This window comes from Stenotrophomonas sp. WZN-1 (assembly GCF_002192255.1).
GTDB lineage: Bacteria > Pseudomonadota > Gammaproteobacteria > Xanthomonadales > Xanthomonadaceae > Stenotrophomonas.
The window spans coordinates 2246477-2270602 of the sequence record NZ_CP021768.1 but is presented as its reverse complement, the minus strand read 5'-3'; the positions used below and the strand labels follow the sequence as shown (position 1 = coordinate 2270602).

The 24126-nt window shown below is 64.1% G+C and carries 20 protein-coding genes; 7 read left to right on the top strand and 13 right to left on the bottom strand.

Annotated elements, in window-relative coordinates; translation table 11 throughout:
• Window positions 1-58: 58 nt before the first annotated feature.
• Window positions 59-448 (top strand): hypothetical protein, encoded by a 390-nt coding sequence (locus CCR98_RS10700; protein ID WP_157721528.1) that lies wholly within the window; start codon window positions 59-61, stop codon window positions 446-448.
• On the top strand, window positions 448-1044 hold the full coding sequence (locus CCR98_RS10695; protein WP_087922570.1) for a hypothetical protein: 597 nt from the start codon (window positions 448-450) through the stop codon (window positions 1042-1044). The genes CCR98_RS10700 and CCR98_RS10695 overlap by 1 nt, the downstream gene beginning before the upstream one ends.
• A 72-nt stretch (window positions 1045-1116) precedes the next feature.
• Here CCR98_RS10695 and CCR98_RS10690 read toward each other — a convergent pair whose 3' ends face one another.
• On the bottom strand, window positions 1117-2163 hold the full coding sequence (locus tag CCR98_RS10690; RefSeq protein ID WP_087922569.1) for a DNA-binding protein: 1047 nt from the start codon (window positions 2161-2163) through the stop codon (window positions 1117-1119).
• Between CCR98_RS10690 and CCR98_RS21320 the strand changes: the two genes are divergently transcribed.
• The 5 genes from CCR98_RS21320 to CCR98_RS10665 all read left to right on the top strand — a co-directional run bounded on the left by CCR98_RS21320 (window position 2141) and on the right by CCR98_RS10665 (window position 9376).
• A complete protein-coding gene (locus CCR98_RS21320; protein ID WP_232462995.1) occupies window positions 2141-2878 on the top strand; it encodes a hypothetical protein in 738 nt (245 codons plus the stop codon). The two genes, CCR98_RS10690 and CCR98_RS21320, sit on opposite strands and share 23 nt — an antisense overlap.
• A gap of 71 nt (window positions 2879-2949) precedes the next feature.
• A complete protein-coding gene (locus CCR98_RS10680; protein ID WP_087922567.1) occupies window positions 2950-4257 on the top strand; it encodes a TolC family protein in 1308 nt (435 codons plus the stop codon).
• Window positions 4254-5702 carry an efflux RND transporter periplasmic adaptor subunit gene (locus CCR98_RS10675; protein WP_087922566.1) on the top strand — a complete coding sequence of 483 codons (1449 nt, stop codon included), beginning with the start codon at window positions 4254-4256 and terminating at the stop codon, window positions 5700-5702. The genes CCR98_RS10680 and CCR98_RS10675 overlap by 4 nt, the downstream gene beginning before the upstream one ends.
• The gene (locus CCR98_RS10670) at window positions 5699-8863 is read left to right on the top strand and encodes an efflux RND transporter permease subunit (RefSeq protein WP_087922565.1); all 3165 of its coding nucleotides are present in this window, start codon (window positions 5699-5701) and stop codon (window positions 8861-8863) included. The genes CCR98_RS10675 and CCR98_RS10670 overlap by 4 nt, the downstream gene beginning before the upstream one ends.
• Window positions 8864-8965: 102 nt before the next feature.
• A complete protein-coding gene (locus CCR98_RS10665) occupies window positions 8966-9376 on the top strand; it encodes a copper-binding protein (RefSeq protein ID WP_232462994.1) in 411 nt (136 codons plus the stop codon).
• 61 nt (window positions 9377-9437) lie between these two features.
• Here the strand turns inward: CCR98_RS10665 and CCR98_RS10660 are convergent, their stop codons facing one another.
• From CCR98_RS10660 to CCR98_RS10605, 12 genes are all read right to left on the bottom strand, one after another.
• A complete protein-coding gene (locus CCR98_RS10660; protein ID WP_087922564.1) occupies window positions 9438-12611 on the bottom strand; it encodes a CusA/CzcA family heavy metal efflux RND transporter in 3174 nt (1057 codons plus the stop codon).
• A gap of 8 nt (window positions 12612-12619) precedes the next feature.
• Complete coding sequence (locus CCR98_RS10655) at window positions 12620-13567, bottom strand: efflux RND transporter periplasmic adaptor subunit (RefSeq protein ID WP_087922563.1); 948 nt, start codon at window positions 13565-13567, stop codon at window positions 12620-12622.
• Window positions 13564-14844 (bottom strand): TolC family protein, encoded by a 1281-nt coding sequence (locus CCR98_RS10650; RefSeq protein ID WP_087922562.1) that lies wholly within the window; start codon window positions 14842-14844, stop codon window positions 13564-13566. The genes CCR98_RS10655 and CCR98_RS10650 overlap by 4 nt, the downstream gene beginning before the upstream one ends.
• Window positions 14845-14900: 56 nt before the next feature.
• The gene (locus CCR98_RS10645; RefSeq protein WP_087922561.1) at window positions 14901-15257 is read right to left on the bottom strand and encodes a hypothetical protein; all 357 of its coding nucleotides are present in this window, start codon (window positions 15255-15257) and stop codon (window positions 14901-14903) included.
• Window positions 15254-15871 carry a cation transporter gene (locus CCR98_RS10640; RefSeq protein WP_087922560.1) on the bottom strand — a complete coding sequence of 206 codons (618 nt, stop codon included), beginning with the start codon at window positions 15869-15871 and terminating at the stop codon, window positions 15254-15256. The genes CCR98_RS10645 and CCR98_RS10640 overlap by 4 nt, the downstream gene beginning before the upstream one ends.
• A gap of 24 nt (window positions 15872-15895) precedes the next feature.
• Complete coding sequence (locus CCR98_RS10635) at window positions 15896-17854, bottom strand: cytochrome c/FTR1 family iron permease (protein ID WP_087922559.1); 1959 nt, start codon at window positions 17852-17854, stop codon at window positions 15896-15898.
• Between the two features lie 337 nt (window positions 17855-18191).
• The gene (locus CCR98_RS10630) at window positions 18192-18665 is read right to left on the bottom strand and encodes a DUF305 domain-containing protein (protein ID WP_198361076.1); all 474 of its coding nucleotides are present in this window, start codon (window positions 18663-18665) and stop codon (window positions 18192-18194) included.
• 61 nt (window positions 18666-18726) lie between these two features.
• Entirely contained in the window at window positions 18727-19086 is a 360-nt protein-coding gene (locus CCR98_RS10625) for a hypothetical protein (RefSeq protein WP_087922558.1), read from the bottom strand.
• A 25-nt stretch (window positions 19087-19111) separates the two neighbouring features.
• Window positions 19112-21460, bottom strand: coding sequence for a heavy metal translocating P-type ATPase (locus CCR98_RS10620; RefSeq protein ID WP_265350065.1), 2349 nt, complete (start codon window positions 21458-21460; stop codon window positions 19112-19114).
• A gap of 239 nt (window positions 21461-21699) precedes the next feature.
• Complete coding sequence (locus tag CCR98_RS10615) at window positions 21700-22191, bottom strand: nuclear transport factor 2 family protein (RefSeq protein ID WP_087922556.1); 492 nt, start codon at window positions 22189-22191, stop codon at window positions 21700-21702.
• A gap of 21 nt (window positions 22192-22212) precedes the next feature.
• On the bottom strand, window positions 22213-23076 hold the full coding sequence (locus CCR98_RS10610; RefSeq protein WP_087922555.1) for a cytochrome c: 864 nt from the start codon (window positions 23074-23076) through the stop codon (window positions 22213-22215).
• A gap of 11 nt (window positions 23077-23087) precedes the next feature.
• Entirely contained in the window at window positions 23088-24125 is a 1038-nt protein-coding gene (locus tag CCR98_RS10605; protein WP_046982962.1) for a copper resistance protein B, read from the bottom strand.
• Between the last annotated feature and the right edge of the window lies 1 nt (window position 24126).

The window sequence follows — 24126 nt, the reverse complement described above, 5'->3', positions numbered from 1 at the left end:
GACCGTACGTCACCGACGCCTGACCGGCATCCTCCCCAGGCCCTGACAGGGGTATTCCATGTCAACTTTCCACCCTGCTGACCCCGCTGACGGGCAACCGCGCCCGCAATCGCCGTTGTCTTTGCTCAGCGTCCCGTTTGAGCCGGGACTGCTGAGCGCGCCCGGCTGGGAGGACGGTCTGGCCAACCTGGACTGGACCGAAAACGACTGGGACCTCGCCCAGCGGATTGCCCAACGCGCCACCCAGGCCCAGCAGAGCGGCCAGGCCACCGCCTCAGCGCTTCTGCAGTTTGTCGCCAGGATCAGCTCAATGAGCCTGCAGGTCGGCGGCACCACCCTGTTCATGCCGCGCATCATCAGCCCCGAGGGATCCTCCGCCGGACTGGACCACATCAGCGCCAATGGGTGGACGAACACCTCGCAGCGACGGACTATCCAACCTCGCTGATGCGAATTGCGTTCAGCTTCACCGACTATTCGGACTTCACTACCGAAGTGGAACACGCCAAAGCACTCAAGGCAGACTACTTCAGCGCTTGGTTTGGCAGCACTGAGCTGGACGCCGACGGCGTACCGCTACGCTCGCACCCACCGTTTGATCCCACGGATCCCGCACACCTCGAAACGGCTGCGGTCGAAAATGTCTGCCAGACCCGCTACACCTTCTTGCTGGCACCATTCATTCTAACCAGCGTGCGAAAGCTCTCTGAGCGATTCAGCAGCTCCTTCAATGACGTTCTGTCCTTCGTGGGTAGAAGTCCGGGCGCTCCCGAGGGGCACCACAAGCAGATCGCACGGGGCTTGGTGGCAGGCCTGCAGCATGAGTGGGACACGACCGGGATCAACCTACTTCCCATGGTCGAGCCGATGGTTCGTGCTCAGCTGAAGGCGCACGGCATCAACACCTTGGTGCTCAACAAGGTGAAAGGCGAACAGGAGCGCTCGCTGTCAGAGCTATTGGAGCTTGATGACGAGGTCGGCATTCTTCCGCGCGGCCTGAACTTCGAGCTCAAGGCCCTGGGGATTCAGCCGAGATACGTGTAAAAATGCCCCATAGAATCAAATTTCCTCTTATGAATCATGAGGATGTCGGAAAAAAATGGTACCTTGTCGAGGCTATCCACGACCCCGCCCCTTTTCGCCTGACGCGGTGTCGGCAGCGGCCTGATCGGGTTTCAGCTGCACCAGTAGTTGTTCCAGTGTTTCCAGTCGTACGCCGGCACGCAAGGCCTCGATCTCGGCCTGCTCGCGGCGTTCCCGCTCCTTGGCCGCTTCGGCACGAACACTGGCCAACTCGGCCCGCGCCCTCTCCAGAGCCTGTGCGTCTTCGGCCCACCGCCCCTGCAATGCCTGATGCTCTGCGGCCATCAGCCGCAAGGCGTCCAGTTCCTTTTGCTGGACCTCGATGCCGCGGCGGACTTCGGTCAGCTCCCGCTCCAGGCGCCCGTGGCGCTCCAGCCATTGGCTGTTGTCGCGGTTGAGCTGGAGCAATTCGTGGTTCTTGGCCGTCAGGGCCTCGTTAGCCTGGCGCAGCGCGACCTGCAGTTCTTGCACCTGGTGCTCGTGGCGCCGCTGTTCCTGTTCGCGCTGCTCCTTCACCGAGGTTCGGTAGTGCTCCAGTGCGTCGCGGGCGTGGGCATGCTTTTCTTCCAGCGACTTCGCATGGGTCTCGTGCTCGCCCAGGCGGGCGGTCAGGCCGGCGATGCGCTCATTGAGTCGGGCCACCTCGGTCACCCGATCGGCCAAGGTCTGCTGGGTCGACGCATGGGCGGCGCGCTCTTCCTGCAGGATCGTCTCGGTCCGCTGCAACTGATCGCCGAGTGCGGCTGTTTTCTGCTGAGCCTGCTCCAATGCGCCCGTACGCTCCTGTAGCTGGGCCGCGAAGCGCTGCTGTGCTTCGGTGACGACGATCTCAGCCTCCTCGTGCAGGCGCCCGGCGAGCCGGCCTACTACATCCTGCAGGGCTTCGCTGACCGCAACCTTGGCGCCCAGGCCTTGCCCTTCCTCTTCTTCCAGTTCCTTCAGGTAGCGGTGAATGGTGGTCTTGGAGCCGGTGTTGCCCAGCGCCACCCGCACCGCGTCCACTGACGGGTGCTTGCCCTGCGCCCGCAGCGTATCGCGGGCCTTCTGGATGTCGCTCTTGTACAAGCCGCCGCGTGCCATCGCCCTCTCCGACTATTTCGTAATGTATTACATACCACGTAATTACATAACAATAAAGTACGGAAGTGGTCATAACTTCGGCTATAAATTTACACGGGATAATATTGAATTATCCCGCCTGATAGCCCGCAGGCGCCTTCTGCCAGCCCTTGACCAGTACGAAACCGCTGGATCTCGGGAACTTTCTGAATTCGTCGCGCTTCCAAATGGACTCGTCCGCAGTACACTTCTTAGCGATGTCCTCGTCCTTGGCCCGTTTCGCGCGAATCCCGACCATGGCGCTCGTTCGCCATGGCACAGTGTTGTGCTGCGGGAAACGCCGATGAAATTACGCCAGTTCCGGACTCGGTCACTGCGGCTGCGCTTCGCTTGGCTGGCATTATTGGCATTGTTGTTCCAACAGGTCGCGCTAGCAGCGTATGCGTGCCCGATCAACGAGGCGCCGCCGGAACCCCGGACGATCATGGCGGGCTGCGAAGGAATGGAGATGCCCGATCCGCAGGCGCCGGCGCTATGCGACCAGCATTGTCTGCGTGACCACGTCACTAGCCAAGACATCAAGGCCCTACAGGTACCTTCACTGGCCTTGCCGCCGCTGAACTTCGCTTTGAGCGCGGCCTTGTTGCCGCCCGCCGAAGCCCAGTACTACAAAGACGTTCCTACCTGCCGGTCCGATCCACCGCCGTCGCAGCGCTTCTGTAGCCTGCAGATCTAAACCCCGACCCCAACCCGTCCTCGCGCTGCCGTTCCTGGCGGCATGTTCGTCGTTGCGTGTTCGGAGGTCTCATGTTCGCCCTTTATCCCCTGTACCGTTGGTGCAGGCAACGCCGTTGGGCCGCCTTGGTGCTGGTCCTCGGTCTGATTGCCACCCCTGCTTGGTCCGCTCCCCCCGGACTGTCCCTTGACGATGCTGTGCGACTGGCCACAGAGCGAGCGCCGATACTCGCTGCGCGTCGATCGCAAACCCTCGCCGCCCGCGAAGAAGCGGTGCGCGCGGCCGCCTTGCCCGATCCGAAGCTGACCCTCGGCCTTGCCAACTGGCCCGTCACGGGCGCCGACGCGTTCGACTTTCGCGCCGATGACATGACCATGAAGCAGATCGGTGTGATGCAGGAATTCCCCGCCCGTGCCAAGCGTCAAGCGCGCCAGGCCGTGGCTGATCGCGGCATCGAACAGGCCCAAGCACTATCAACGGCCGAGGCATCGGTCGTACAGCGAGAGGCCGCCACGGCCTGGATCGCCCTGTGGGCGGCGCAACGCGAAGTCGCCGCGCTGCAGACTCTGCGAGAGCCGGCCACTGTCGCCGTCCGCACTGCCAAGGCACGGTTAGCGAGCGGCACCACAACTGTGACCGATACGTTGGCTACGCAAGCGGCGGCGCTCGAACTGGAGAACCGAATCGATGCCGCCGAGGCAGCGCAAGAAGCGGCTCGCGCCAGTCTGGCGCGCTGGCTGGGCATGGACCCGGCGGATATCCAAACCGAGGGCGTACCGCCAGAGCTAGCGACTCTGCCTGTCGCCCCGGCCGCGCTACTGACCTCGATCGACCGTCAAGGACCGTTGCTGCCGTGGCGCTCACGCGAAGCCCTGGCCGAATCGGAAGTCGACGCGGCGATTGCTGAAAAACGCCCGGACTGGAGCCTCGGCGTGAGCTACGGTCAGCGCGATCGCACGCCAGAAGGTATGTCCCGCAGCGACATGCTAATGGTCGAGGTCGCCGTCGACCTGCCGCTGTTTGCACGCAACCGACAAGATCGCGGCGTCGCCGCCCGTCGCGCCGAGTTGGACGCGGTAGCGGCCGAACGCGAAGACGCCCGTCGTGCCCAGACCGAAACCGTGCGGCGGACCTTGGCCGAATGGCAGGGTCTGCAGAGCCAAGTGATGCGCAAGGAAACCGAAACCCTTCCGCTGGCCCGTGACAGGGCGAAGACGGCGCTGGCCCTCTACGCCGGCGGCGGCGACTTGCAGCCTTGGCTGGAGGCACGCCGCGATGAGATCGAACTGCACATCGAACATGCCCGTCACCTGGGCGAACTCGGTCGCGCCTGGGCAGCCTTGGCCTACCTGCTGCCCGAAAAGGAGACCGCACCATGACGCGCACGATGACTCGTATATCGATGGCGATTACCGCCCTCGCACTGCTGGCCGTGGGCCTGGGTGGTGGTTACTGGTGGGCGCAGCGCAGCGCTGATCACGAGATGGCAAAGGCTACTGCACCAACCACGACCGCCGAGCGGCAGGCACTGTACTGGTATGACCCGATGGTGCCGGATCAGCACTTCGACAAACCCGGCAAGTCACCTTTCATGGACATGCAACTGGTGCCGAAGTACGCCGATGAAATCGGCGTCGGCGGCGGTGGCGTACGCATCGATGCGGGGTTGCAACAGAATGTGGGCATCCGCACAGTGGTAGTCGAGATGGGTCGACTGGCCCAGAGCATACGTGTCCCCGGCACATTGGCCTGGGATCTGCGCCAGGAGTCGGTGGTCAGCGCCCGTGTCGAGGGCCTCATCGCCCGGATGCAGGTCAAGGCCCCGTACACGCAAGTGCGCCGCGGCCAGCCGCTCGCCACGCTGCTGGCGCCGAGCTGGAGCAGCGCGCTGGCAGAAGCACAGGCCTTGCGGCAGGCGCAATCATCCTCGGCGCGGGAGTTGCAATGGGCCGCGCAACAACGCCTGCGCGTGCTCGGCGTGCCCGGTGGCATGGGCCGCGACGGTAGCGTGGCGTTAAGTGCGCCCAGCGATGGCATCGTCACCGAAGTGTTGGCGCGCGAAGGCCAGACGGTCATGCCCGGCACGCCACTGTTCCGCCTCAACGGCACCACCACGCTATGGCTGGAAGCGGCGATTCCGCAGGCAAGCACGGCACAATTGCGTCCCGGCACGCCGGTCGAAGCGCTGGTTGGCGCTGTGCCGGGTCAGACCTTCGTCGGCGAAGTCGAAGCGCTGTTACCACAGGTCGATGTCGCCAGCCGCACACAGCAGGCACGCATCGTGTTGCGCAATCCAGACGGCGTGCTCGCCCCCGGCATGTTCGCCGAGGTCACGCTGCAACCGCAGGCCGGCGCGGCGATGCCGCTGGTACCGACCGAAGCACTGATCGCCACCGGCGCCGACAGCCGGATGATCGTACAGGATGCCGACGGCAGCTTCCGCCCCGTGCGCGTGCGCACCGGACGCAGCGGTGAGGGCCGCACCGAGATCCTCGCGGGACTCTCGGGTGGCGAACGTGTCGTCGTGTCCGGCCAGTTCCTGATCGATTCGGAAGCCAGCCTATCGGGCGCGCTGGAGCGCTTGGGCGACGTGCCCGCGGTAATGCCAGCCCCCCACCGGATTGATCAGGCCTCGGCGGCACCCAAGTCACGATCGTGCTCGGTGCAGTACTGGTACGACCCGATGGTCCCGGATAAGCACCTCGACCAGCCCGGCAAGTCGCCTTTCATGGACATGCAGTTGGTGCCGAAGTTCGTGCCGGGCGCGGATCCCGATTGCACCGTCCACGACGTGAAGCCGGTCGATTCGGAGGTGCAACCGTGATCGCCCGCCTGATCCACGCTAGCATCGCCAACCGCGTGCTGGTGCTGATGGCGGCTGCACTGCTCGCCATCGCTGGCGTGTGGTCGGTGCGGCAAACGCCATTGGATGCGCTGCCCGACCTGTCCGACACGCAGGTAATCATCCGCACGCAATGGCCTGGCCAGACGCCGCGCATCGTCGAAGACCAGGTCACCTATCCGTTGGCGACGACCATGTTGTCGGTGCCGGGGGTCAAGGCCGTACGCGGGTTTTCGTTCTTCGGTGATTCTTTCGTCTATATCCTGTTCGACGATGCTACCGATCTGTACTGGGCGCGTTCGCGGGTACTGGAATACCTCAGCCAGGTGCGTGATCGACTGCCGCAAGGCGTGAGCCCGGCGCTGGGGCCGGACGCGACCGGCTTGGGTTGGATCTACCAATACGCGTTGGTCGACCGCACCGGCCAACACGATCTCGGCCAACTGCGGGCATTGCAGGACTGGTTCCTGCGCTACGAGCTCAAGACCATCCCCGATGTGGCCGAGGTTGCCAGTGTCGGCGGCGCCGTGCGCGCCTGGCAGATCGTACCGGACCCGCAGGCGCTGGCCGCTCGTGGTTTGACCGTGGCGCAGCTGATCGAAGCGGTAGGCGCTGCCAACGGCGCCACCGGCGGTTCGGTCATCGAACAAGGCGAAGCCGAGCTGATGGTGCGCAGCGAGGGCTACCTGCGCAGTCAGGCCGCGTTCGAGCAGGTGCCGATCACGAGCGCTGCGGACGGCGTGCCGGTGCTGCTGGGCGATGTGGCGACCATCACCCGTGGGCCGACCTTCCGCCGTGGCATCGCCGAGTTGGACGGCGACGGTGAAGTCGCCGGCGGGGTGGTCGTACTGCGCACCGGCAAGGACGCGCTGACCGCCATTGAGAACGTCAAGGCGCGATTGAAGCAATTGCAGGCCAGCTTGCCGAAGGGCGTAGAGATCGTGCCGGTCTACGACCGCTCCGAGCTGATCCATGAGGCGGTACGCAACCTCACCCATAAGCTCGGCGAGGAGTTCCTGGTCGTCGCGCTGGTGTGCGCACTGTTCCTGTGGCATCTGCGTTCGGCGCTGGTGGCAGTGATTACGTTGCCGCTGGGCGTGTTGGCTGCCTTCATCGTCATGCACCAGCAGGGCATCACCGCCAATCTGCTGTCGTTGGGTGGCATTGCCATCGCTATTGGCGCGATGGTGGATGCGGCCGTGGTGATGATTGAGAACGCGCACAAGCATCTGGAGCACTGGCGGGGAGAGCACGGCCGCGAGCCGGAGGGGGATGCCCGCTGGCAACTGATGGCGCAAGCCGCGTCCGAGGTCGGTCCGGCACTGTTCGCCAGCCTGCTGGTGATCACGCTGTCGTTCGTTCCAGTGTTCGCGTTGCAGGCGCAGGAAGGCCGCTTGTTCGCGCCGCTGGCCTACACCAAGACCTATGCGATGGCAGCCGCGGCCGGCTTGTCGGTGACGCTGATTCCGGTGCTGATGGGTTACCTGATCCGCGGCCGCATTCGCCCTGAAGCCCAGAACCCGATCAACCGCGTGCTGATCGCCGGCTACCGGCCGGTGCTGGATTGGGTGCTGCTACATCCGCGCCTGACTTTGGGCTTGAGCGGTGCCCTTCTGGTGCTGACGCTGATTCCGTACGCCCGCGTCGGCAGCGAGTTCATGCCGCCGCTGGAGGAAGGCACGCTGCTGTACATGCCAACGGCACTGCCAGGACTATCGGCGGACAAGGCGCGCCAGCTGCTGCAGCTCTCCGACCGGATGATCAAGACCGTGCCCGAGGTCGCGCATGTGTTCGGCAAGGCGGGCCGTGCCGACACCGCCACTGACTCAGCGCCGATCGAGATGTTCGAGACCACGGTGACGTTCAAGCCGCGCGATCAGTGGCGGCCGGGCATGACGCCAGAAAGACTGCGCGCCGAACTTGACGCGGCGGTGAAAGTGCCGGGCCTGACCAATCTGTGGGTGCCACCGATCCGCAACCGCATCGACATGCTCGCCACTGGCATCAAGAGCCCGATCGGCGTCAAGGTATCGGGGCCAGATATCGACGTCATCGAGCGGCTCAGTGCCCAGGTGGAACGCGTGGCCAAGACCGTCCCCGGCGTGAGCTCGGCGTTGGCCGAGCGCGTCACCGGTGGGCGCTATGTTGATGTTCGCATCCGGCCGGACGCGGCAGCGCGCTATGGCTTGAGTCAGGCCGAACTACAACGGCTGATCGCTACCATCGTTGGCGGCGACCCCATTGGCGAGACCATCGAAGGCCGCGAGCGCTATCCGATCGTCCTGCGTTACCCACGCGTTGAGCGCGACTCGTTGGATGCGCTGGTGCAACTGCCATTGGTTGCACCGGGTGGCGTGCAATTGACGTTGGGACAGGTGGCCGACGTGTCGCTCAGCCCCGGTCCGCCCATGCTCAAAAGCGATAACGGCCGCCTGGTCGGCTACGTCTATGTCGATGTCGCCGGCCGCGATCTGGGCTCTGTAGTCGCCGACCTGCAGCAGGCCGTCGGTAAGCAAGTGCAACTTCCGCCGGGCTACGGCCTCGCCTGGTCTGGCCAATACGAATACCTGCAACGCGCCGTGGCGCGATTGCAGTGGGTCGTGCCGGCGGCGCTGGCGATCATTTTCCTGGTGCTCTGGTTGGTGTTCCGCCGCTTCGGCGAGGTCGCCATCATCCTGCTCAGCCTGCCGCTGGCATTGGTCGGCGGGCTGTGGCTGATCTGGATTCTTGGGCATGCCGTGTCGATCGCAACGATGATCGGCTTCATCGCGCTGGGCGGCGTCGCCGCCGAGTTCGGCGTGATCATGCTGCTGTACCTGCGGCAGGCTTGGGAGCATCGGCTGGCCGCAGGCGAGCCGGCCACGGTCGCCACACTGGAAGCGGCAATCCGCGAAGGCGCGGTGCTGCGCGTGCGGCCCAAGGCAATGACGGTCGCCGTGATTCTAGCGGGCTTGTTTCCGTTGTTCATTGGCAGCGGTGCCGGTTCGGAAGTGATGCAGCGCATCGCCGCGCCGATGATCGGCGGCATGGTCACCGCGCCGCTGCTGTCCATGCTGGTGATTCCGGCCGCGTTCCGCCTGCTGCAGGGTCGCGCCTTGTCCCGAACTTCACGCGCGGCACCGCCGCCGGACGTCGCGACGTGAGGCGCGTTCAATCCGCTCATTTTGAAGTTGCGGCGGCAGACCGACTGCACTGCTGCCGTACTGATCCGCAGTCCAATCAACCTTCAACCCGAGGAGATCCCTATGAAACTGACACTTATCGTTCCCACCCTGACCGCGCTGCTGCTGGCGGCCTGCTCGCAAGCGCCCAGTAGCGACACGGCTACCGCCAAGGACGCGGCCGCCGCCGATATGGCGATGCCCGCTAGTGAACACGCGCAGATGGCCGATGCGGTGAAATCTACATCGGGCGATATGGCGCAGCCGGCCAAGATCGCTTCCGCGACGGGGACGGTTGAATCCATTGCCGCTGACACAGGCAAGATCACCATCGCCCATGGCCCCGTAGAAGCACTAGCTTGGCCGGCTATGACGATGGGATTTAAAGCAACGCCAGAACAGATCGCCTCGGTGCAGGTGGGACAAAAGGTCCAATTCGAATTTCAAGCCAAGGCCATGGACGCGACCATTACCAAGATCGTGCAGCAGCAGTGATGCACGCTTCGAGAGGCGGCTTAGGCCGCCTCTCGAATGTCTTTGTGGCCTATCAGGTGTTTTAGGGCTGCACTTTGGTATCCGCGTCCCGGTGCCACCATCGGTACAACGCCGGCAACACCAGCAGCGTCAGCAGGGTCGAGGAAACGATGCCGCCGATCACCACAGTGGCCAGCGGGCGCTGAACTTCCGAGCCCGCACCGACGTTCAGGGCCATGGGCAAGAACCCAAGTGAAGCTACCAGTGCGGTCATCAGGACGGGGCGCAAGCGTCCCAGCGCACCGTCGATGATTGCTTCGATCAAGGGATCACCTTGTTCGCGCAGCTTACGAATGAAGGCGATCATGACCAGGCCGTTGAGCACGGCCACGCCCGAGAGCGCGATGAAGCCCACGCCGGCGGAAATCGACAGCGGAATCCCCCGTAACGCCAGCGCGATCACCCCGCCAGTCAGTGCCAACGGTACGCCACTGAACACGATCGCCGCATCTTTGGCCGACCCGAAGGCCAGGAACAGCAAGGCAAAGATCAGTGCCAGCGTCACCGGGACGACGACGGCCAAACGTTGGCTGGCCGAGATCAGCTGCTCGAAGGTGCCACCGTAGTCGATCCAGTAGCCCTCCGGAAGCGTCACATCTTGGCCGATGCGCGTGCGCAGCTCGCCGACGAACCCACCCAGATCGCGCTCGCGCACGTTGGCGGTGATCACCACGCGCCGCTTGCCGTTCTCGCGATTGATTTGATTGGGCCCACGCTCCACCTGGATCTTCGCCACTTCCCGCAGCGGCACCGTACGAGGCCCGCCATTGGCGCCGGCGGCCAGACGGCTGGACTCATCGACACTGGTGCTTGCCGGCAGCGGAATGGGCAGATCTGCCAGCACAGCGGGGTCTTGGCGCTGCGCTTCGGGCAGGCGCACGACCAGGTCGAAGCGGCGGTCGCCCTCGATCAACTGGCCGGCAACACTGCCCCCAATGGCGGTGGCCACCGTTTCCTGCACATCGCCCGGGTTCAGGCCATACCGTGCCAATGCCGCCGGATCTGGCGTGATGGTCAGCAGCGGCAGGCCGGAGACCTGCTCGGCCTTGACGTCTTCGGCGCCGGGGACGCTGCGCATGACCCGCTCGACCCGACTGGCCAGGCGCGTCAGCTGGTCCAGGTTGTCGCCATAGACCTTGACGGCCACGTCCGAGCGGACGCCGGAGATCAACTCGTTGGTGCGCATCTGGATGGGCTGGGTGAACTCGTAGTTGCTACCGGGGATTTCCTTGGCCGCCGCCTCCAGCTCTTCCACCAGCTCGGCCTTGGGCTTGCGCGGGTCGGGCCACTGGTCGCGGGGCTTGAGCATCAGGAAGGTGTCGGCCATCGACGGCGGCATAGGGTCGGTGGCCACCTCGGCGGTGCCGATCTTGGAAAAGATATTGGCCACCTCCGGGAACTGGGCCAGGCGCTTCTCCAGCGTCTCCTGCATGGCCACCGACTGCTCCAGGCTGGTGCCGGGAATACGCATGGGTTGCAAGGTGATGTCGCCTTCATCCAGGCTCGGCACGAATTCCGAACCCAGGCGGGTGGCCAGCACGCCACAGCCCACCACCAGCACGGCCGCGCCTGTCAGCACCACGACCCGGCTCCGCAGTGCCCAATCCAGCAGCGGCGTATAGCGGGCGCGCGACCAGCGCATCAGCCAGTTGTCGTGTTCGGCGACGCGGCCGCGCAGGAAGGTGGCAATCGCCGCCGGCACGAAGGTCAGCGACAACACCATGGCACCGGTCAGGGCCAGCACCACCGTGATCGCCATCGGGTGGAACATTTTCCCTTCCACCCCTGAGAGCGCGAAGATCGGCAGGTAGACCGCGGCGATGATGCCCAGGCCAAACAGGCTGGGACGGATCACCTCGGCGGTGGCCGAGGCGGTCAGGTCAAAGCGCTCTTCATCGTTGAGCTGGCGGCCCAGCGCGTGCTGCGCCTCCCCGAACCGGCGCAGGCAGTTCTCGATGATGATCACCGCCCCGTCCACGATCAGGCCGAAGTCCAGCGCACCCAGGCTCATCAAGTTGCCCGATACGCCGCCACGCACCATGCCGATGATGGTGAACAGCATCGCCAGCGGAATCACCGCCGCAGTGATCAACGAGGCGCGCACATTGCCCAGCAGCAGGAACAGCACCACCACCACCAGCAGCGCGCCCTCGATCAGGTTCTTGGATACCGTGGCGATGGTGCGGTCCACCAGCGCGGTGCGGTCATAGACGGCCTTGGCATGCACGCCCGGGGGCAAGCTGGCGTTGGCGGCGTCCAGCTTGGCCGCGGCCGCCTGGGAGACTTCCCGGCTGTTGGCGCCGAACAACATGAAGGCGGTACCGACCACGACCTCGTGGCCATTCTGGGTGGCCGCGCCGGTACGCAGCTCCTTGCCTTCGCCGACGCTGGCCACATCGCGCACCCGGATGGGCACGCCATCGCGGCGGTCCAGCACGATGTTGCCGATCGCCTCCAGATTGGCCAGCTGGCCGGGCACGCGCACCAGGAACTGCTGTCCATTGCGCTCGATGTAGCCGGCGCCAATGTTCTGGTTGTTGCGCATGACAGCAGCGACCACGTCATTCAACGTAAACCCCAAGGCCACCAACTGGGCTGGATCCGGGGTGATGTGGATCTGCCGCTCAAAGCCGCCGATGGTGTTGACCTCGGTAACGCCAGGCGTGGTGCGCAGCTGCGGCCGGATCACCCAGTCCTGCAGGGTGCGCAGGTCCGTGGCGGTGTACGGGGTGCCGTCGGGCTTGCGAGCGTTGGGCTCGGCCTCCACGGTGTACATGAAGATCTCGCCCAGCCCGGTGGAGATCGGCCCCATTTCCGGGTCCAATCCGTCGGGCAGCTGGGAGGCGATCTGCTGCAGGCGCTCGGCGACCTGTTGGCGGGCAAAGTACAGGTCGGTGCCGTCCTTGAACACCACGGTGACCTGTGAGAGCCCGTAACGCGACAGCGAGCGGCTGTAGTCCAGCTTGGGCAAGCCGGCCATGGCCGTTTCAATGGCAAAGGTGACCCGTTGTTCGGCCTCCAGCGGCGAATACCCCGGGGCCTGGGTGTTGATCTGGACCTGGACGTTGGTGATGTCGGGTGTGGCGTCAATGGAAAGGTGACGGTAGCTCCACACGCCCAGCGCAACCAGCGCAGCGGTGAGCACCAGCGTCAGCCAGCGATGGCGGATGGACAGCCCAATGAGGCGTTCGAGCATGGCGGGCCTCATTCCTCTTCCACGGTGGACTTTTCGATGTCGGCCTTGATCAGGAAGCTTTGGGCCACCACCACCTGTTCACCGGCCTTGAGGCCTTCCAGCACTTCGGCGCGTTCGGCATCGCGGCGCCCCAGCTTTACCGGCCGGGTGTGGTAGGTTTCGCCCTGCTGCACGTAGACCACGTCCTGGTCCTCTGCGGTCTGCAGCGCCGTGATCGGCACCACCAACGCGGCCGATTGGCGATCCACGGTGACCCGCGCCTTGACCGCCGACCCCGGCCGCCACAGGCCATCGGTGTTGGCCACCGTAGCGCGCGCAATGGTGCTTTGGCTGGCGGTGGCGGTGCCGGGCAGGACGCGCTCCAAGGTGGTCTGTGCGGTGACGCCATCGCTCAAGCGGGTAACCGTCACCGGCACGCCAGCACCGATGTGCTGGGCGTCGGCGCCGAAGATGTGCAGGTCCACCCACAGCGTGGACAGGTCGGCGACCTCGAACAGCGGCGCGCCCTCAACGGCTGCCATGCCCACAGCGGCCGTACGCGCCATGACCACGCCACTGATCGGCGCGGTGACGGTATAGGTCGTCAGGCTCAGGTTGCTCTCCACGGTGGCCAGTGCCTGGCCGGCCCGGACCTGATCACCCACGCCCGCTCGCACGGAGCGGACCGGTCCGGGGAAGCGTGCCGTGACCTGCGCGATGCGCCCGTCGATCGGTGTCAGCAGCCCTTGCACCTCATGCTCATCGGCAATCTCACCGGGGCCTGCCGGTGCGACCTGGATACCCGCCGCCTGCGCCGCCTTGGCGGCAATCTTGGTTTCCAGCGGCGCCTCCTCGTGCTCGCCGTGTTCTTCGCCCTCAGCGGCGGCGCCGCTCTCGGAGGCTTCGTTGGGGGCCGACGCGTTGCAGGCGGCCAGCATCAGGGCCATGCCCAGTGCGGTCCAGGAAAAGCGATTCATGGGGTTTCTCCAATGGATGCGGCCGACGGCGGCGTTACAAACGCCTGGCCGGTCAGTCGTTGAATTTCGATCAGGGCGCGCTGCGCATCGAGCGCCACGTCCAGCTGCTGCTGGGCCATGGCCGTGCGTTCGGACTGCAACTGTGCCCATTCCAGGTAGCTGATCGCGCCGGCGCGATAGGCGCGCTCGGCGGCTTGCTCAGCCCGGGTCAGCTTCGGCAGCACCTCGCCTTGCAGCCGTGCCACCTCGGCCTGCGCCACCGTATAGCGGCCATGGGCCTCAACCAGCGTGGAATACAGCGACAGGCCCTTGGCCTCGCGTTCGATCGTCAGAACCTCCAGCTCGGCTTCGCCCGCGCGGATCCCCGGCTGTGCGCGGCTGCGGCTGCCCAGCGGCATGGACAGGCTGGCCACCAGCGCGGTGTCGTCGGTCTCCTGCAGGCGGCGCACGCCGAGCTGCCAGGACAGGTCCGGTGAGGCCGCCGAACGCACCAGCTGCAGTCGTGCCTGCGCGATCCGGCCGGCGTCGGCAAACTGCGCCAACTCGGGAGTGCGCTCCAATTCCTCGGCCAGCGTCTGCATAGACGCGATCGCCGGCAAGGCCATGGGATCGGCCGCCGCCACCTCGAAGCCGGGAGCCCGTTCGCCCCACAGTGCGGCCAGGTGCTGACGGGCGGCGATTCGCTGCTGCTCGGCGCGATCACGGGTCAACTCTGCGCGCGCCAGCGCCGCCTGCGCGGTCAGCAGCACCGACTCGGGCGACGCGCCAGCCTGCAGGCGCTGCCGGGCAGCGGCCACGGTTCGCTGGCGCTGGCCAACATCCATGTCCGCCAAGCTGCGTTGCCGGTCGGCACCGACAACGGCCAAATAGCGCTGCGCCGTCTCGGCGAGCAGGTCCAGCCGCCCGGTCTCGCGCTGCACGGCCAGTGCATCAATCCGGCTTTGGGCCAAGGTGCGGCGGGCGTCGAGCTTGCCGCCGCGCTCCAGGACCGAGCTCAGGCTCAAGGTCAACTCCGCGCTGTCCAGGCCACGGGCCGCGCCCGTGCCTAAGGCATTTTCGACCTCGGCACCGACCGTCCACGGTGGGCGCTGCACCGCCTGATCGCGCTCGGCAGCGAGCACGGTGGCCCGCGCATCGACCAGGCGCAGCTCGGGGTGGGTTTGGGCCACGCGCGCGAACGCGTCTTCCAAGGTCATCAACTCGGCGGCCGCCGCCGGCGTCGTCACCGCGCCGCCCAACAGCAGCCATGCGGCTATAGCCGCCAATCGCACATGCATGGAAGTACTCCGAAGGTTCTCGATATCGACAGGGGCCCGGCGCATGCCGGCCGACCTCACCCTGCGATCGGCGGTCGGAATGGCGCAATCGGGTGTGCGTGCGGATACGTCGGCGTATCGGCGTTCAGTACGGGCAAATACCGGCCGATGTCCGCCACGGCCAGCAGGATCTCAGGGGCCGGCACGGCTTGGCCGCAACACAGCACCAGCTGCTGAAGCCGGTGCAGGGCAACGTCTATGCCACGCTCGGCAGCTGGCGGCGACACTGCCGGGCCGCGGTCGGCAGTGGCCAGATGGGTTTGAACATGTAGCTCGCCGACCATTGCCAGCACCGGCTGCGCCACCAGACCCACGGCCAAGTGCGCCAGCAGGAGCCAGCGCAGGCCAGAACCCAGCCAGCCAAGCCTGGTCATGCAGCCGTCTTGCGCGCGTCGGCACGTGCCCGGCGGGCATCACCCAAGATCTCGAAGGCCTCCTTGATCACGTACAGGCCGATCAGGGCGCCGATCACGAAATCCGGGAACGGACTGGCCAGCCACCAGACCAGCAGGCCGGCCAGGACCACGCCAACATTGGCGACCACATCAGCCCGGGTGAACAGCCAGGTGGCTCGCAGATGCACTTCGCCGGACTTCAGCGGCGCCAGCATGCGCAGCACGGTCATATTGACCACCAGCGACAGCAGGGCGGTCCCGATCATCCAGCCACTGACCGGCTCGGCGCCGAACATTACGCGACGGCCGACCTCGACCAACACGCCCACCCCCAGTACCAGCAGTACGCTGCCGCTGACCCACGCGGCATTGGCCTTGAAGCGGGCTGTGCGCCCGATGGCGACCAGGCCAATGGCATAGGCAGTGGCGTCGGACAGCATGTCCAGGGCGTCGGCCAGCAGGCCGGTGGAATGGGCAATCCAGCCGGCAATGCCGCCGATCACGGCCATCGCTGCATTCAGCACCAAGGCGATCCAGAGGATGCGCCGCTCCTCCTTGTTCTTGGCTTCGTGGTGGCACCCGCAATCACTCATGTCATGGTCCTCTGCTGTGTTGTTTCATTGCTTGTTTGCGCCTGGTCGCCTGCGTACACCGGAACGGGCATTGGCGAGGAACCCCACGATGGCGGCGGTGCCTACCAATACCTGCGCCAGCAGCGACTGCCAGGTGGGATACAGGCCGATCCATTCGATGCGCGGCAACGCGAGCGGTGTTTGAGATATCCAGCCCGCTTCCTGCAACGCGGCCACGCCTTTACCGATCAGGATGACCGCCATCACCGCGATGAGAATCGAGCTGATCGAAAAGAACCGGCCAATCGGCAGCCGCCTGCTCATGCGCAGCATCCAATACGCCACCGCAGCCAACACCGCGATTCCCGCCACCAAGCCTGCGAGGATGGCGGTGGACGCCTGATCGCTCCACATCGCGATGTAGAACAAGATCGACTCAAACACCTCGCGGTACACCGCGACAAAGGCCAGCATGAACAGCAAAACAGCCGAGCGCCGTGTCAGCGCAGTCGTCAGCTTGGCGTGCAGGTACTCCTGCCACCGTCCTGCAAGGCTCTTTTGGTGCATCCAGATGCCTACGCTGAGCAGGACAGCGGCAGCGAACAAGGCCGAGACGCCCTCAGTGACCTCCCGGTTCGCACCGCTGATATCGACGAAGTAAGTGGCCACTGCCCAGGTCGCTGCGCCTGCCAACAACGCGCAGATCCAACCCGCATGCACATACGGCAACACATCCGACCGCTCGGCTTTACGCAAGAATGCCACGATGCCAATCACGATCAGCAGCGCTTCCAGTCCTTCGCGTACCAGGATGGTAAAGCTGCCCAGAAACGCGGTACTGGCCTCTATTCGGGTGTCCTGCAGCGCCACGTCCGCCCGATCAAACAGCTGGGCAATTTGCGCCGCCTGCACGGCCACGTCAGCCGCCGGGGCGTGCTGATCCAGCTGCGCGCGGTAGCCTGCCATGGCCGTTTCGATCTCTCGCAGCAATGACGGATTGCGCGTGGCCAGCGTCGGCTCAAGTGGCTCTACACCATCAAGATAGGACGAGAGCGCAAGCTTTTTGGCTTGGGCCAGGTCCTCAGCAGCGTAAGCGCGCTGGCTGGCGGCCAGTCGCTGCCGCGCCACCGCAAAGCGATCGGCTCCTGGTGCCGCTTCGTTAACAGCCTGTGGCTGCGAACGCAGGTAGGCGATGATCGCGTTTGCCTGATCGGCGGGCATCGTGGTGGCAAGATCGGCCTCTCGCGTGCGTGTCAGCGCTTCGAGCGAGGGAATGTGCGTATGGGCCTCGGCACTGGTGCGCCATAACGCCTCACCTTGAGCCTTGGCTTGCGAGGAGTACCCCAAGCTGCCCACATAGAATGCCAACGCCCAGCGATCACTTTCTGATAGCCCAGAGAAGCTGACCATGCCGGTACCCGGCACACCCTGGGAAATGACCTCGTACAACGAAAGCGGGGTGCGCTGCGCGGCGCGAGTGGCATCGGTGAACGCGATCGGCGGCGGCCTTAACGCTTGCGCGGTGGGGCCATCACCGTGACCTGTGGGGCCGTGGCAGGCCGCGCAATGCTGGCTGTAGATGGACGCGGCCTGGGAGGTCCTCGGCGGGCTCGCCGGAACAGCGCCGATCGGGTAGCGAGCCAACAGCGCCGTGCCGAGCCCGCGCGCCAACGTTGCCACTTGCGTAGGGTCGGCCTTCTCTGCGACTGCCTGGACCAGGAGTTCGGCCTGGGCCGTCAACTCGTGCTGGTTCTGGCCACCGGGCAATGCTGCCAGCTGACTGCGCACCGCGCCCGCAAACTCGCGCATTTCGGCGTATTCACTGGGGGCAATAACGCGGCCGGCCTGGACCGCGCCGGGGTAGTCGACCGCGATGTAATCGAGCATCTGCCACGTTTGGCGCAGGTCTGCTGCGGCGGGCTCCGCCTGAGCGGAAGCGGGCAAAACCCAGCCGATCAGCAAGGCAATCAGGCAGTAGCGAATCAAGGCGATGGGCAGTGGCATTGTCGTCACACGCGGCGGCGCTGCCGGAGTGGCGGCGGGTACGGGTACAGCGTAAAGTCCGTAGCCGCTACGGAGTCAAGCGTACTACGAATGAAACTAGTGAGGCTGCCGACACCAGCAAGGGACATCTGTCGATCATCCGCTACTACGAGCAGATCGTCCCACTGCAGCGTCTGCACGCTCGGGCAGGCGCTACCGCCGTATGCGCCTGCCTACATCGGCGGCTGCGCTTGGGCGTCGGGGAGCTGAGGTTCCACCTAGCGAACTCACGGCACATAGCGGGTTTTGGGCGAGATATGCAGCCGGTCCATGTTCAAGCGTTGCCCTGAATAACCGGCTAGATCTCTTCCCCAAGTAGCGCCTTCATCTGCGCGATTTCAGCACGTTGAGAGTCGACGATTTCGTTGCATAGCGCCTGGAGTTCAGGATCACTTAGGTTTGTTTGCTCGCACATCAAGATTGCGCCGGCATGATGGGGGATCATTGACCGTATGAATTGACGGTCGCTGACGGCTGCCTGCTCGCGGATGCCAATCCAACATGCGGCCATGAAGAACAATGCGCCGAGGCAAAGCAGGACGTTCCACCTACGATTCGGATACATGGTGGACATCAGCACAATTTCGATGAGCAACATCGGAGAAGCCATCAATCCTGCCATGTAGAACTGGTTGACGTTTCCGTAGACATTCTCCCAACGATCCACCATTGCGTACATGAATGCGTACATCACCAAGAACGAAAGCACCATCATGACGATCAGGCGGGCGTAGTGGCTTCGATGGTTCATGGAAGGAGGGTGATTCGACATCGAATTGCTCCTGATTGAGGGCGGCGCAGGGGCGATTTTTCTCCCCTGCGCGCGTCAATAACTACATGGTCTTGCCAGCTGCAAATTCTGCCGAACTCAAGGAGCCGTTCTTGTCGAGGTCAAGCATGCCGAAATGCGGCGCGAGTTTGTGCTTGGCCATCTCCGCCTTCGAGAGTTTGCCATCCCTGTTCGCGTCCAGCGCAGTGAATTCGCCGGGTGCCGCATCCTGTTGGCCATGACCGCTATGTTGTTCTTTATCGTTGTGGTCCATCATCTTGCTGTGGTCCATCTGGTCGTGCTGCATCTGGCTGTGTTCGGTTTTGGGTTGGGTCGTTGGGGGAGGAGTGGATTGATCCGCGGCCATGGTGGGACCGGCAATCAAGGAGAGTGTCAGCAGGGAAAGTGGGGCAACGCGTTTCATGGGAAATCCTAGGAGAAAAGAGCCGTCAGTGATGAGAGGATGTACCGCGCACCGGCTCAGCGTGGCGGTCATCGGGTGAAGGGAGCTCAGGGGTGCTGGTTCTCGCCAACCGCAACGCGTTGGTCACCACTGAAACCGAGCTGAGGCTCATCGCCAGGGCGGCGATCATTGGGCTGAGCAGTAGCCCAAAAGTCGGGTACAGCGCTCCGGCTGCGATTGGCACCCCGATAGCGTTGTAGATGAAGGCGAAACCCAGGTTCTGCTTCATGTTGGCGACAGCTGCAGTGGAGATGGCTCGCGCCTGCACGATCCTGCGCAGGTCTCCCTTGACCAACGTTACCTGTGCACTGGACATTGCCACGTCAGTCCCAGTGCCCATCGCAATACCGACATCGGCTGCAGCCAGCGCGGGCGCATCGTTTATTCCGTCGCCGGCCATTGCTACGCGGCGGCCTTGCGCCCGCATTTGCTTCACCAGCGCGACCTTGTCCTGCGGACGCACTCCGCCTCGCACATCCTCGATGCCGAGCGTGCGCCCCACCGCTGCGGCTGTTGCCAGTGCATCACCCGAGGCCATGACCAACATCAGGCCCTCGGCACGCAGCGCGTCCAGCGCCGCCGATGTGGTGGGCTTGATTGGATCTGCGACAGCGATCGCGCCAGCCAGTCGCCCGTCAACAGCGAGGTACATCACGCTTGCCCCCTCCTTGCGCAGGTTCTCGGCGGGTTCAAGCACGGGCGCAATGTCTGCACCAGTCGCTTCCATCAGCGCCTGATTGCCCAGTGCAATCATGTGGCCATCAACACGGCCACGCACACCTTGACCGGTGATGGATGCGAAATCGTCCGTTGCGGACAAGGCCAGACCGCGCCGCCGGGCTTCGGTCAAAATCGCCTCGGCCAACGGGTGCTCGCTGCCCTGCTCAAGGCTGCCAGCAAAGCGCAGCAGCGTGTCGCCATCGTATCCGGCGGCAGAAATAGAATCCCTGAATGCGGGGCGCCCTTCGGTCAGGGTGCCTGTTTTGTCAACGATCAGGGTGTCGATAGTGCGCAGTTGTTCTATGGCCTGTGCGTCGCGGAACAGCACACCTGCCTGGGCCGCACGCCCCGTGGCAACCATGATCGACATGGGCGTGGCCAGGCCCAGTGCACAGGGACAGGCAATGATCAGTACCGACACGGCATTGAGCACCGCATAGGTCCATGATGGCTCCGGTCCGAACAGGCCCCAGACAAGCAAAGTCAGCACGGCTGCACCCAGCACGGCCAATACGAACCAGTACGCAACTTTGTCCGCCATGCGCTGCATGGGCGCACGCGAGCGCTGCGCCTGGGCAACGAGTTGCACGATCTGCGCCAGCACGGTGCTGGAGCCTACTTGGTCGGCACGGACGATCAGGCTGCCGGTGCCATTGAGAGTGGCGCCAATGACACGCTCCCCCGGCATCTTCTCAACCGGAATAGGCTCACCAGTCAGCATTGACTCGTCGATGCTTGAGCGACCTTCATCCACAGTGCCGTCCACCGGCACCTTCTCTCCGGGGCGAACGCGCAAGCGGTCGCCCACGTGGACGTGTTCGAGCGGAATGTCTTCTTCGCTGCCGTCCGCCTTCACCCGCCGAGCGGTCTTGGGGGCCAACCCCAACAGCGCTTTGATCGCCGCCGACGTCTTGGAGCGTGCTCGCAGTTCGAGGATTTGGCCGACCAGAGTCAGGGATACGATGACCGCAGCCGCCTCAAAATAGACCCCCACTCGACCGTGCTCGCGGAACGACACCGGGAACAGGCCTGGAGCTATGGTCGCTACCACGCTATAGAGGAAGGAGGCCCCGACGCCAATGCCGATCAGGGTCCACATATTCGGGCTGCGGTTGCGGATCGACTGCACGCATCGTTCGAAGAAGGGCCACGCTGCCCACAGGACTACCGGGGTACTCAGAGCAAATTCCAGCCAGGTCCGTGATCTGACAGTGAGGATGCCCAGACCTGGCCCGAACATGGCCAAGACAAGTACCACCAGCGTCAGTGGCAATGTCCACCAGAAACGTCGGGAGAAATTACGCAGCTCAGGATTCTCTTCGTCGTCCAGGCCCGGCATCTCCGGTTCCAATGCCATGCCGCAGATCGGGCACGTCCCCGGGTGGTCCTGGCGAATCTGCGGGTGCATGGGGCAGGTGTAGATCGCGCCCGCCGGCACGAGCTCCTCATCGATGCTGGCCTTGGAAACTTCGGGTGACAAGTATGTGCCTGGATCGGCCGTGAAGCGCTGTCGGCAGCGGGCCGAACAGAAGTGATAGTCCATGCCGTTGTGGGTGGCATGATGTACCGCGGTCTGCGGATCGATCTGCATCTCGCAGACCGGGTCAACAACCATTGCCGGAGCGCCGGGCGCGCGGCCGGTTGCAGACTTGGATTGGGTGTCGCCCCGCGATGCCACACCCGTATGGTGGTGATGAGGGTCGTGCGGATTCATGACTGCATTTCTCCGACGGATTTCAGAATTGGACCGCAGGTTGCCGCAGTCTCAACCAGACCACGTTCAACGAGGCGCTTGGGTCCGCTGCAAGCGCCAGCCTCCTTGGTCAGTAAACTCCGCACTTTGTGACAGGTCCGTTAGCGCTTGGGCCTGGAGGACCAGTGGATATGGGCGATTCGCCAGCCCTGCGAAGTACGCTCAAGCACCATGGTTTCGGTGCTCAGCAACGCCATCGGCTTCCCATCTTTCGTCGCGTGCAGTTCACTTTCGCTACCGACCCAGGCTAGATCGCCTCGCGCGTGGGCGGTGCGCCGGAGAACTTCCACATGGGCGGTCTTCAGAAACGCTGCATCGTGTGTAGCGTGACCATCCAGGTATTCCTTGCGAGAGCGCTCGGCGCCACCGTTCTCGAGGATCAAAACATCATCGACCAGGAAGGCCCCGGCCCGGTCAAGGTCACCGGTCTGCAGGGCTGTAGAGAATTGCTCGACGATAGCTACTGCTGGCTGTGCTTCGGGCGCAATGGCAGTGGTCGCTGTTGTCGAATTCTTCCCCTCATGCGCATGCAAAAGGCCTGGGATCGCCACTAGCAGAAGCAGGCTCAAGCTCCTCATCAATCGCATAGTCATGCGTAGCTCCAGTTCAGTGGGTCAATGTTTATGGTTATGGCCGTCATCAGCCGATTGGGACGATTCCGTACCCTGCATGGACATGCCATCGTGCGGATTCTTAGAGGGGTCAGATGCTGTCGGCGTTGTCGGTGCCTGCGGAGAATGGGTGTGGGACTTGCCATCGGCATGGACGTGGGTTGGTGCTGCAGGAGCGTCAGCCTTGCCTGCACTTTCCTGGGCGGTCATGCCGTGGCCTTCCGCGTGCGCCCCTTCCGGATGTGCTTCACCTTCACCATGGTGATCGGCCTCGGCTTCATCGTGGTGGTCCTTGCCTCCGTCCGCATGGGCGTGCCCGCCGGTTTCACCGCCCCCGTGAGAATGACCTCCGCTACTACCTACAAGCGCGTCGTACTGCGTCTTGTCGAGCTTCGGCAGTTCCTGCAGGAATGCGGCCATGTTCCAGATGTAGTCATCGCCCATGCTTTTGCCCCAAGCAGGCATGCCACTGGCCTTGACACCATGCTTGATGACCCAGAACGCCTCGGCTGCATCAATGGTCTCCTTGGTCAGGTTCGGCGGGGACGGGTACAGGCCTTTGCTCAGCTCGGTCTCTGCGGCGCCAGGTGACAAATGACAGCCGGTACACATCGCGTTGTAGTTTCCCGCGCCCTGCCGGATTCGCTCTGGATCATTCAGATCTGCAGGCACCTCCAGCTTGGTGGCCCGTGCTGAAATCGACTGCTTCCGCGCCGCCTCCAGCAGGGCATAGACGGGGCGCGTGTGTGGATCGTCGGCAGCCACATTATAGATTCCGGAGTACACAACACCGGCGGCGCCGATAGCCAGAACGGCGAGCGCGATACCGGTAATAAGCAGAGTCTTTTTGTTAGCGGTGGTTGTCATGAATTATCTCTTCAGAACCAAGTGCGTAGACCGACGACAATGCGAGTATCGTCAGCGCTTTCCAATTCGTTACGACGCAAGTCGGCTGTGTTGCCCAAGGCGCGCTCGTGAACCAGGCCAATGTACGGCGCAAATTTGCGGGTGAACTCGTACCGAAGACGCAATCCAAACTCGGCGGTACTGAGTCCTGCGCCGATGCCGCGCGCCGGGTCGTTCTTCCCGTACGCCTCGATTCCGACCATGGGTTGAAGAATCAGGCGATTGGTGAGAAGTAGTTCGTACTCGGCCTCGAAGCGTGCCCCAAACTGGCCGCGCTCCCCAAAATAGGCTGTTGCCTCGACCTCGAACTTCTGCGGAGCAAGACCCTGCACGCCTATGGCTGCGAATGTTTGTGCCCGTCCTGGCTTGAAGTCCTGGCGCACACCAGCCACCAAGTCCCACCAGGTGGCTATGCTTCGCCCGTAGAGCAGCTCAAGGTCTGCTGCCTCAGTGCGCCCATCGCTGCGTTCACCCTCGCTGCGCAACCAGAGACGGTTGAGGTCGGTACCGATCCAGCCCTGACCTTCCCACGCAAGTCCGGTCCCTGGATCTGCATCCCAGGCCTCCAAGCGGTCCAGCAACATATAGCTGTGGATCGCGTTGTCACCCGTGGCGTGCCCCTCCGAAGGCGCCACCGCTGCAGCACGATCGACGTCGGTGACAACAGGGATTGGTGTGCGTGGCATGGTCGAGGACGGAGCATCGTGGACCATCTTTGAATGGTCCATGGCGTCAGTGGCCATGTCGCCTTCTTGCATGGACGACATATCATGATCCATGCCTTTTGGCTCAGGCGTCTCGTGCTGCATGCCCGAGTGATCAGTGCCGCGCTTGGATGCATTTGGGCCAGACGTCTTGGACGCGTCAGCTTGGGGCTCGGGTTTAGGCGCCTCGGGCATTGTCATGGAAATTTTCGAGTGATCCATGGTCTGTCCGAACGCGGGTGATGCCAATGCAACCGCGATGAGCAGGGTGAATGCCGACCTCGTCGGCTTCATCTGGTTTTTCATC

Excerpts from the sequence above, each read along its gene's own strand:
- CCR98_RS10620 (WP_265350065.1), bottom strand. The coding sequence starts at position 21,460 with ATGGTTGTTGACCCGGTCTGCGAGATGCAGATCGATCCGCAGACCGCG.
- CCR98_RS10615 (WP_087922556.1), bottom strand. The coding sequence starts at position 22,191 with ATGACTATGCGATTGATGAGGAGCTTGAGCCTGCTTCTGCTAGTGGCG.
- CCR98_RS10645 (WP_087922561.1), bottom strand. The coding sequence starts at position 15,257 with ATGACCAGGCTTGGCTGGCTGGGTTCTGGCCTGCGCTGGCTCCTGCTG.
- CCR98_RS10660 (WP_087922564.1), bottom strand. The coding sequence starts at position 12,611 with ATGCTCGAACGCCTCATTGGGCTGTCCATCCGCCATCGCTGGCTGACG.
- CCR98_RS10690 (WP_087922569.1), bottom strand. The coding sequence starts at position 2,163 with ATGGCACGCGGCGGCTTGTACAAGAGCGACATCCAGAAGGCCCGCGAT.
- CCR98_RS10655 (WP_087922563.1), bottom strand. The coding sequence starts at position 13,567 with ATGAATCGCTTTTCCTGGACCGCACTGGGCATGGCCCTGATGCTGGCC.
- CCR98_RS10650 (WP_087922562.1), bottom strand. The coding sequence starts at position 14,844 with ATGCATGTGCGATTGGCGGCTATAGCCGCATGGCTGCTGTTGGGCGGC.
- CCR98_RS10610 (WP_087922555.1), bottom strand. The coding sequence starts at position 23,076 with ATGACAACCACCGCTAACAAAAAGACTCTGCTTATTACCGGTATCGCG.
- CCR98_RS10640 (WP_087922560.1), bottom strand. The coding sequence starts at position 15,871 with ATGAGTGATTGCGGGTGCCACCACGAAGCCAAGAACAAGGAGGAGCGG.
- CCR98_RS10605 (WP_046982962.1), bottom strand. The coding sequence starts at position 24,125 with ATGAAAAACCAGATGAAGCCGACGAGGTCGGCATTCACCCTGCTCATC.
- CCR98_RS10665 (WP_232462994.1), top strand. The coding sequence starts at position 8,966 with ATGAAACTGACACTTATCGTTCCCACCCTGACCGCGCTGCTGCTGGCG.
- CCR98_RS10625 (WP_087922558.1), bottom strand. The coding sequence starts at position 19,086 with ATGAAACGCGTTGCCCCACTTTCCCTGCTGACACTCTCCTTGATTGCC.
- CCR98_RS10680 (WP_087922567.1), top strand. The coding sequence starts at position 2,950 with ATGTTCGCCCTTTATCCCCTGTACCGTTGGTGCAGGCAACGCCGTTGG.
- CCR98_RS10700 (WP_157721528.1), top strand. The coding sequence starts at position 59 with ATGTCAACTTTCCACCCTGCTGACCCCGCTGACGGGCAACCGCGCCCG.
- CCR98_RS10630 (WP_198361076.1), bottom strand. The coding sequence starts at position 18,665 with ATGTCGAATCACCCTCCTTCCATGAACCATCGAAGCCACTACGCCCGC.
- CCR98_RS10635 (WP_087922559.1), bottom strand. The coding sequence starts at position 17,854 with ATGCCACTGCCCATCGCCTTGATTCGCTACTGCCTGATTGCCTTGCTG.
- CCR98_RS10675 (WP_087922566.1), top strand. The coding sequence starts at position 4,254 with ATGACGCGCACGATGACTCGTATATCGATGGCGATTACCGCCCTCGCA.
- CCR98_RS10695 (WP_087922570.1), top strand. The coding sequence starts at position 448 with ATGCGAATTGCGTTCAGCTTCACCGACTATTCGGACTTCACTACCGAA.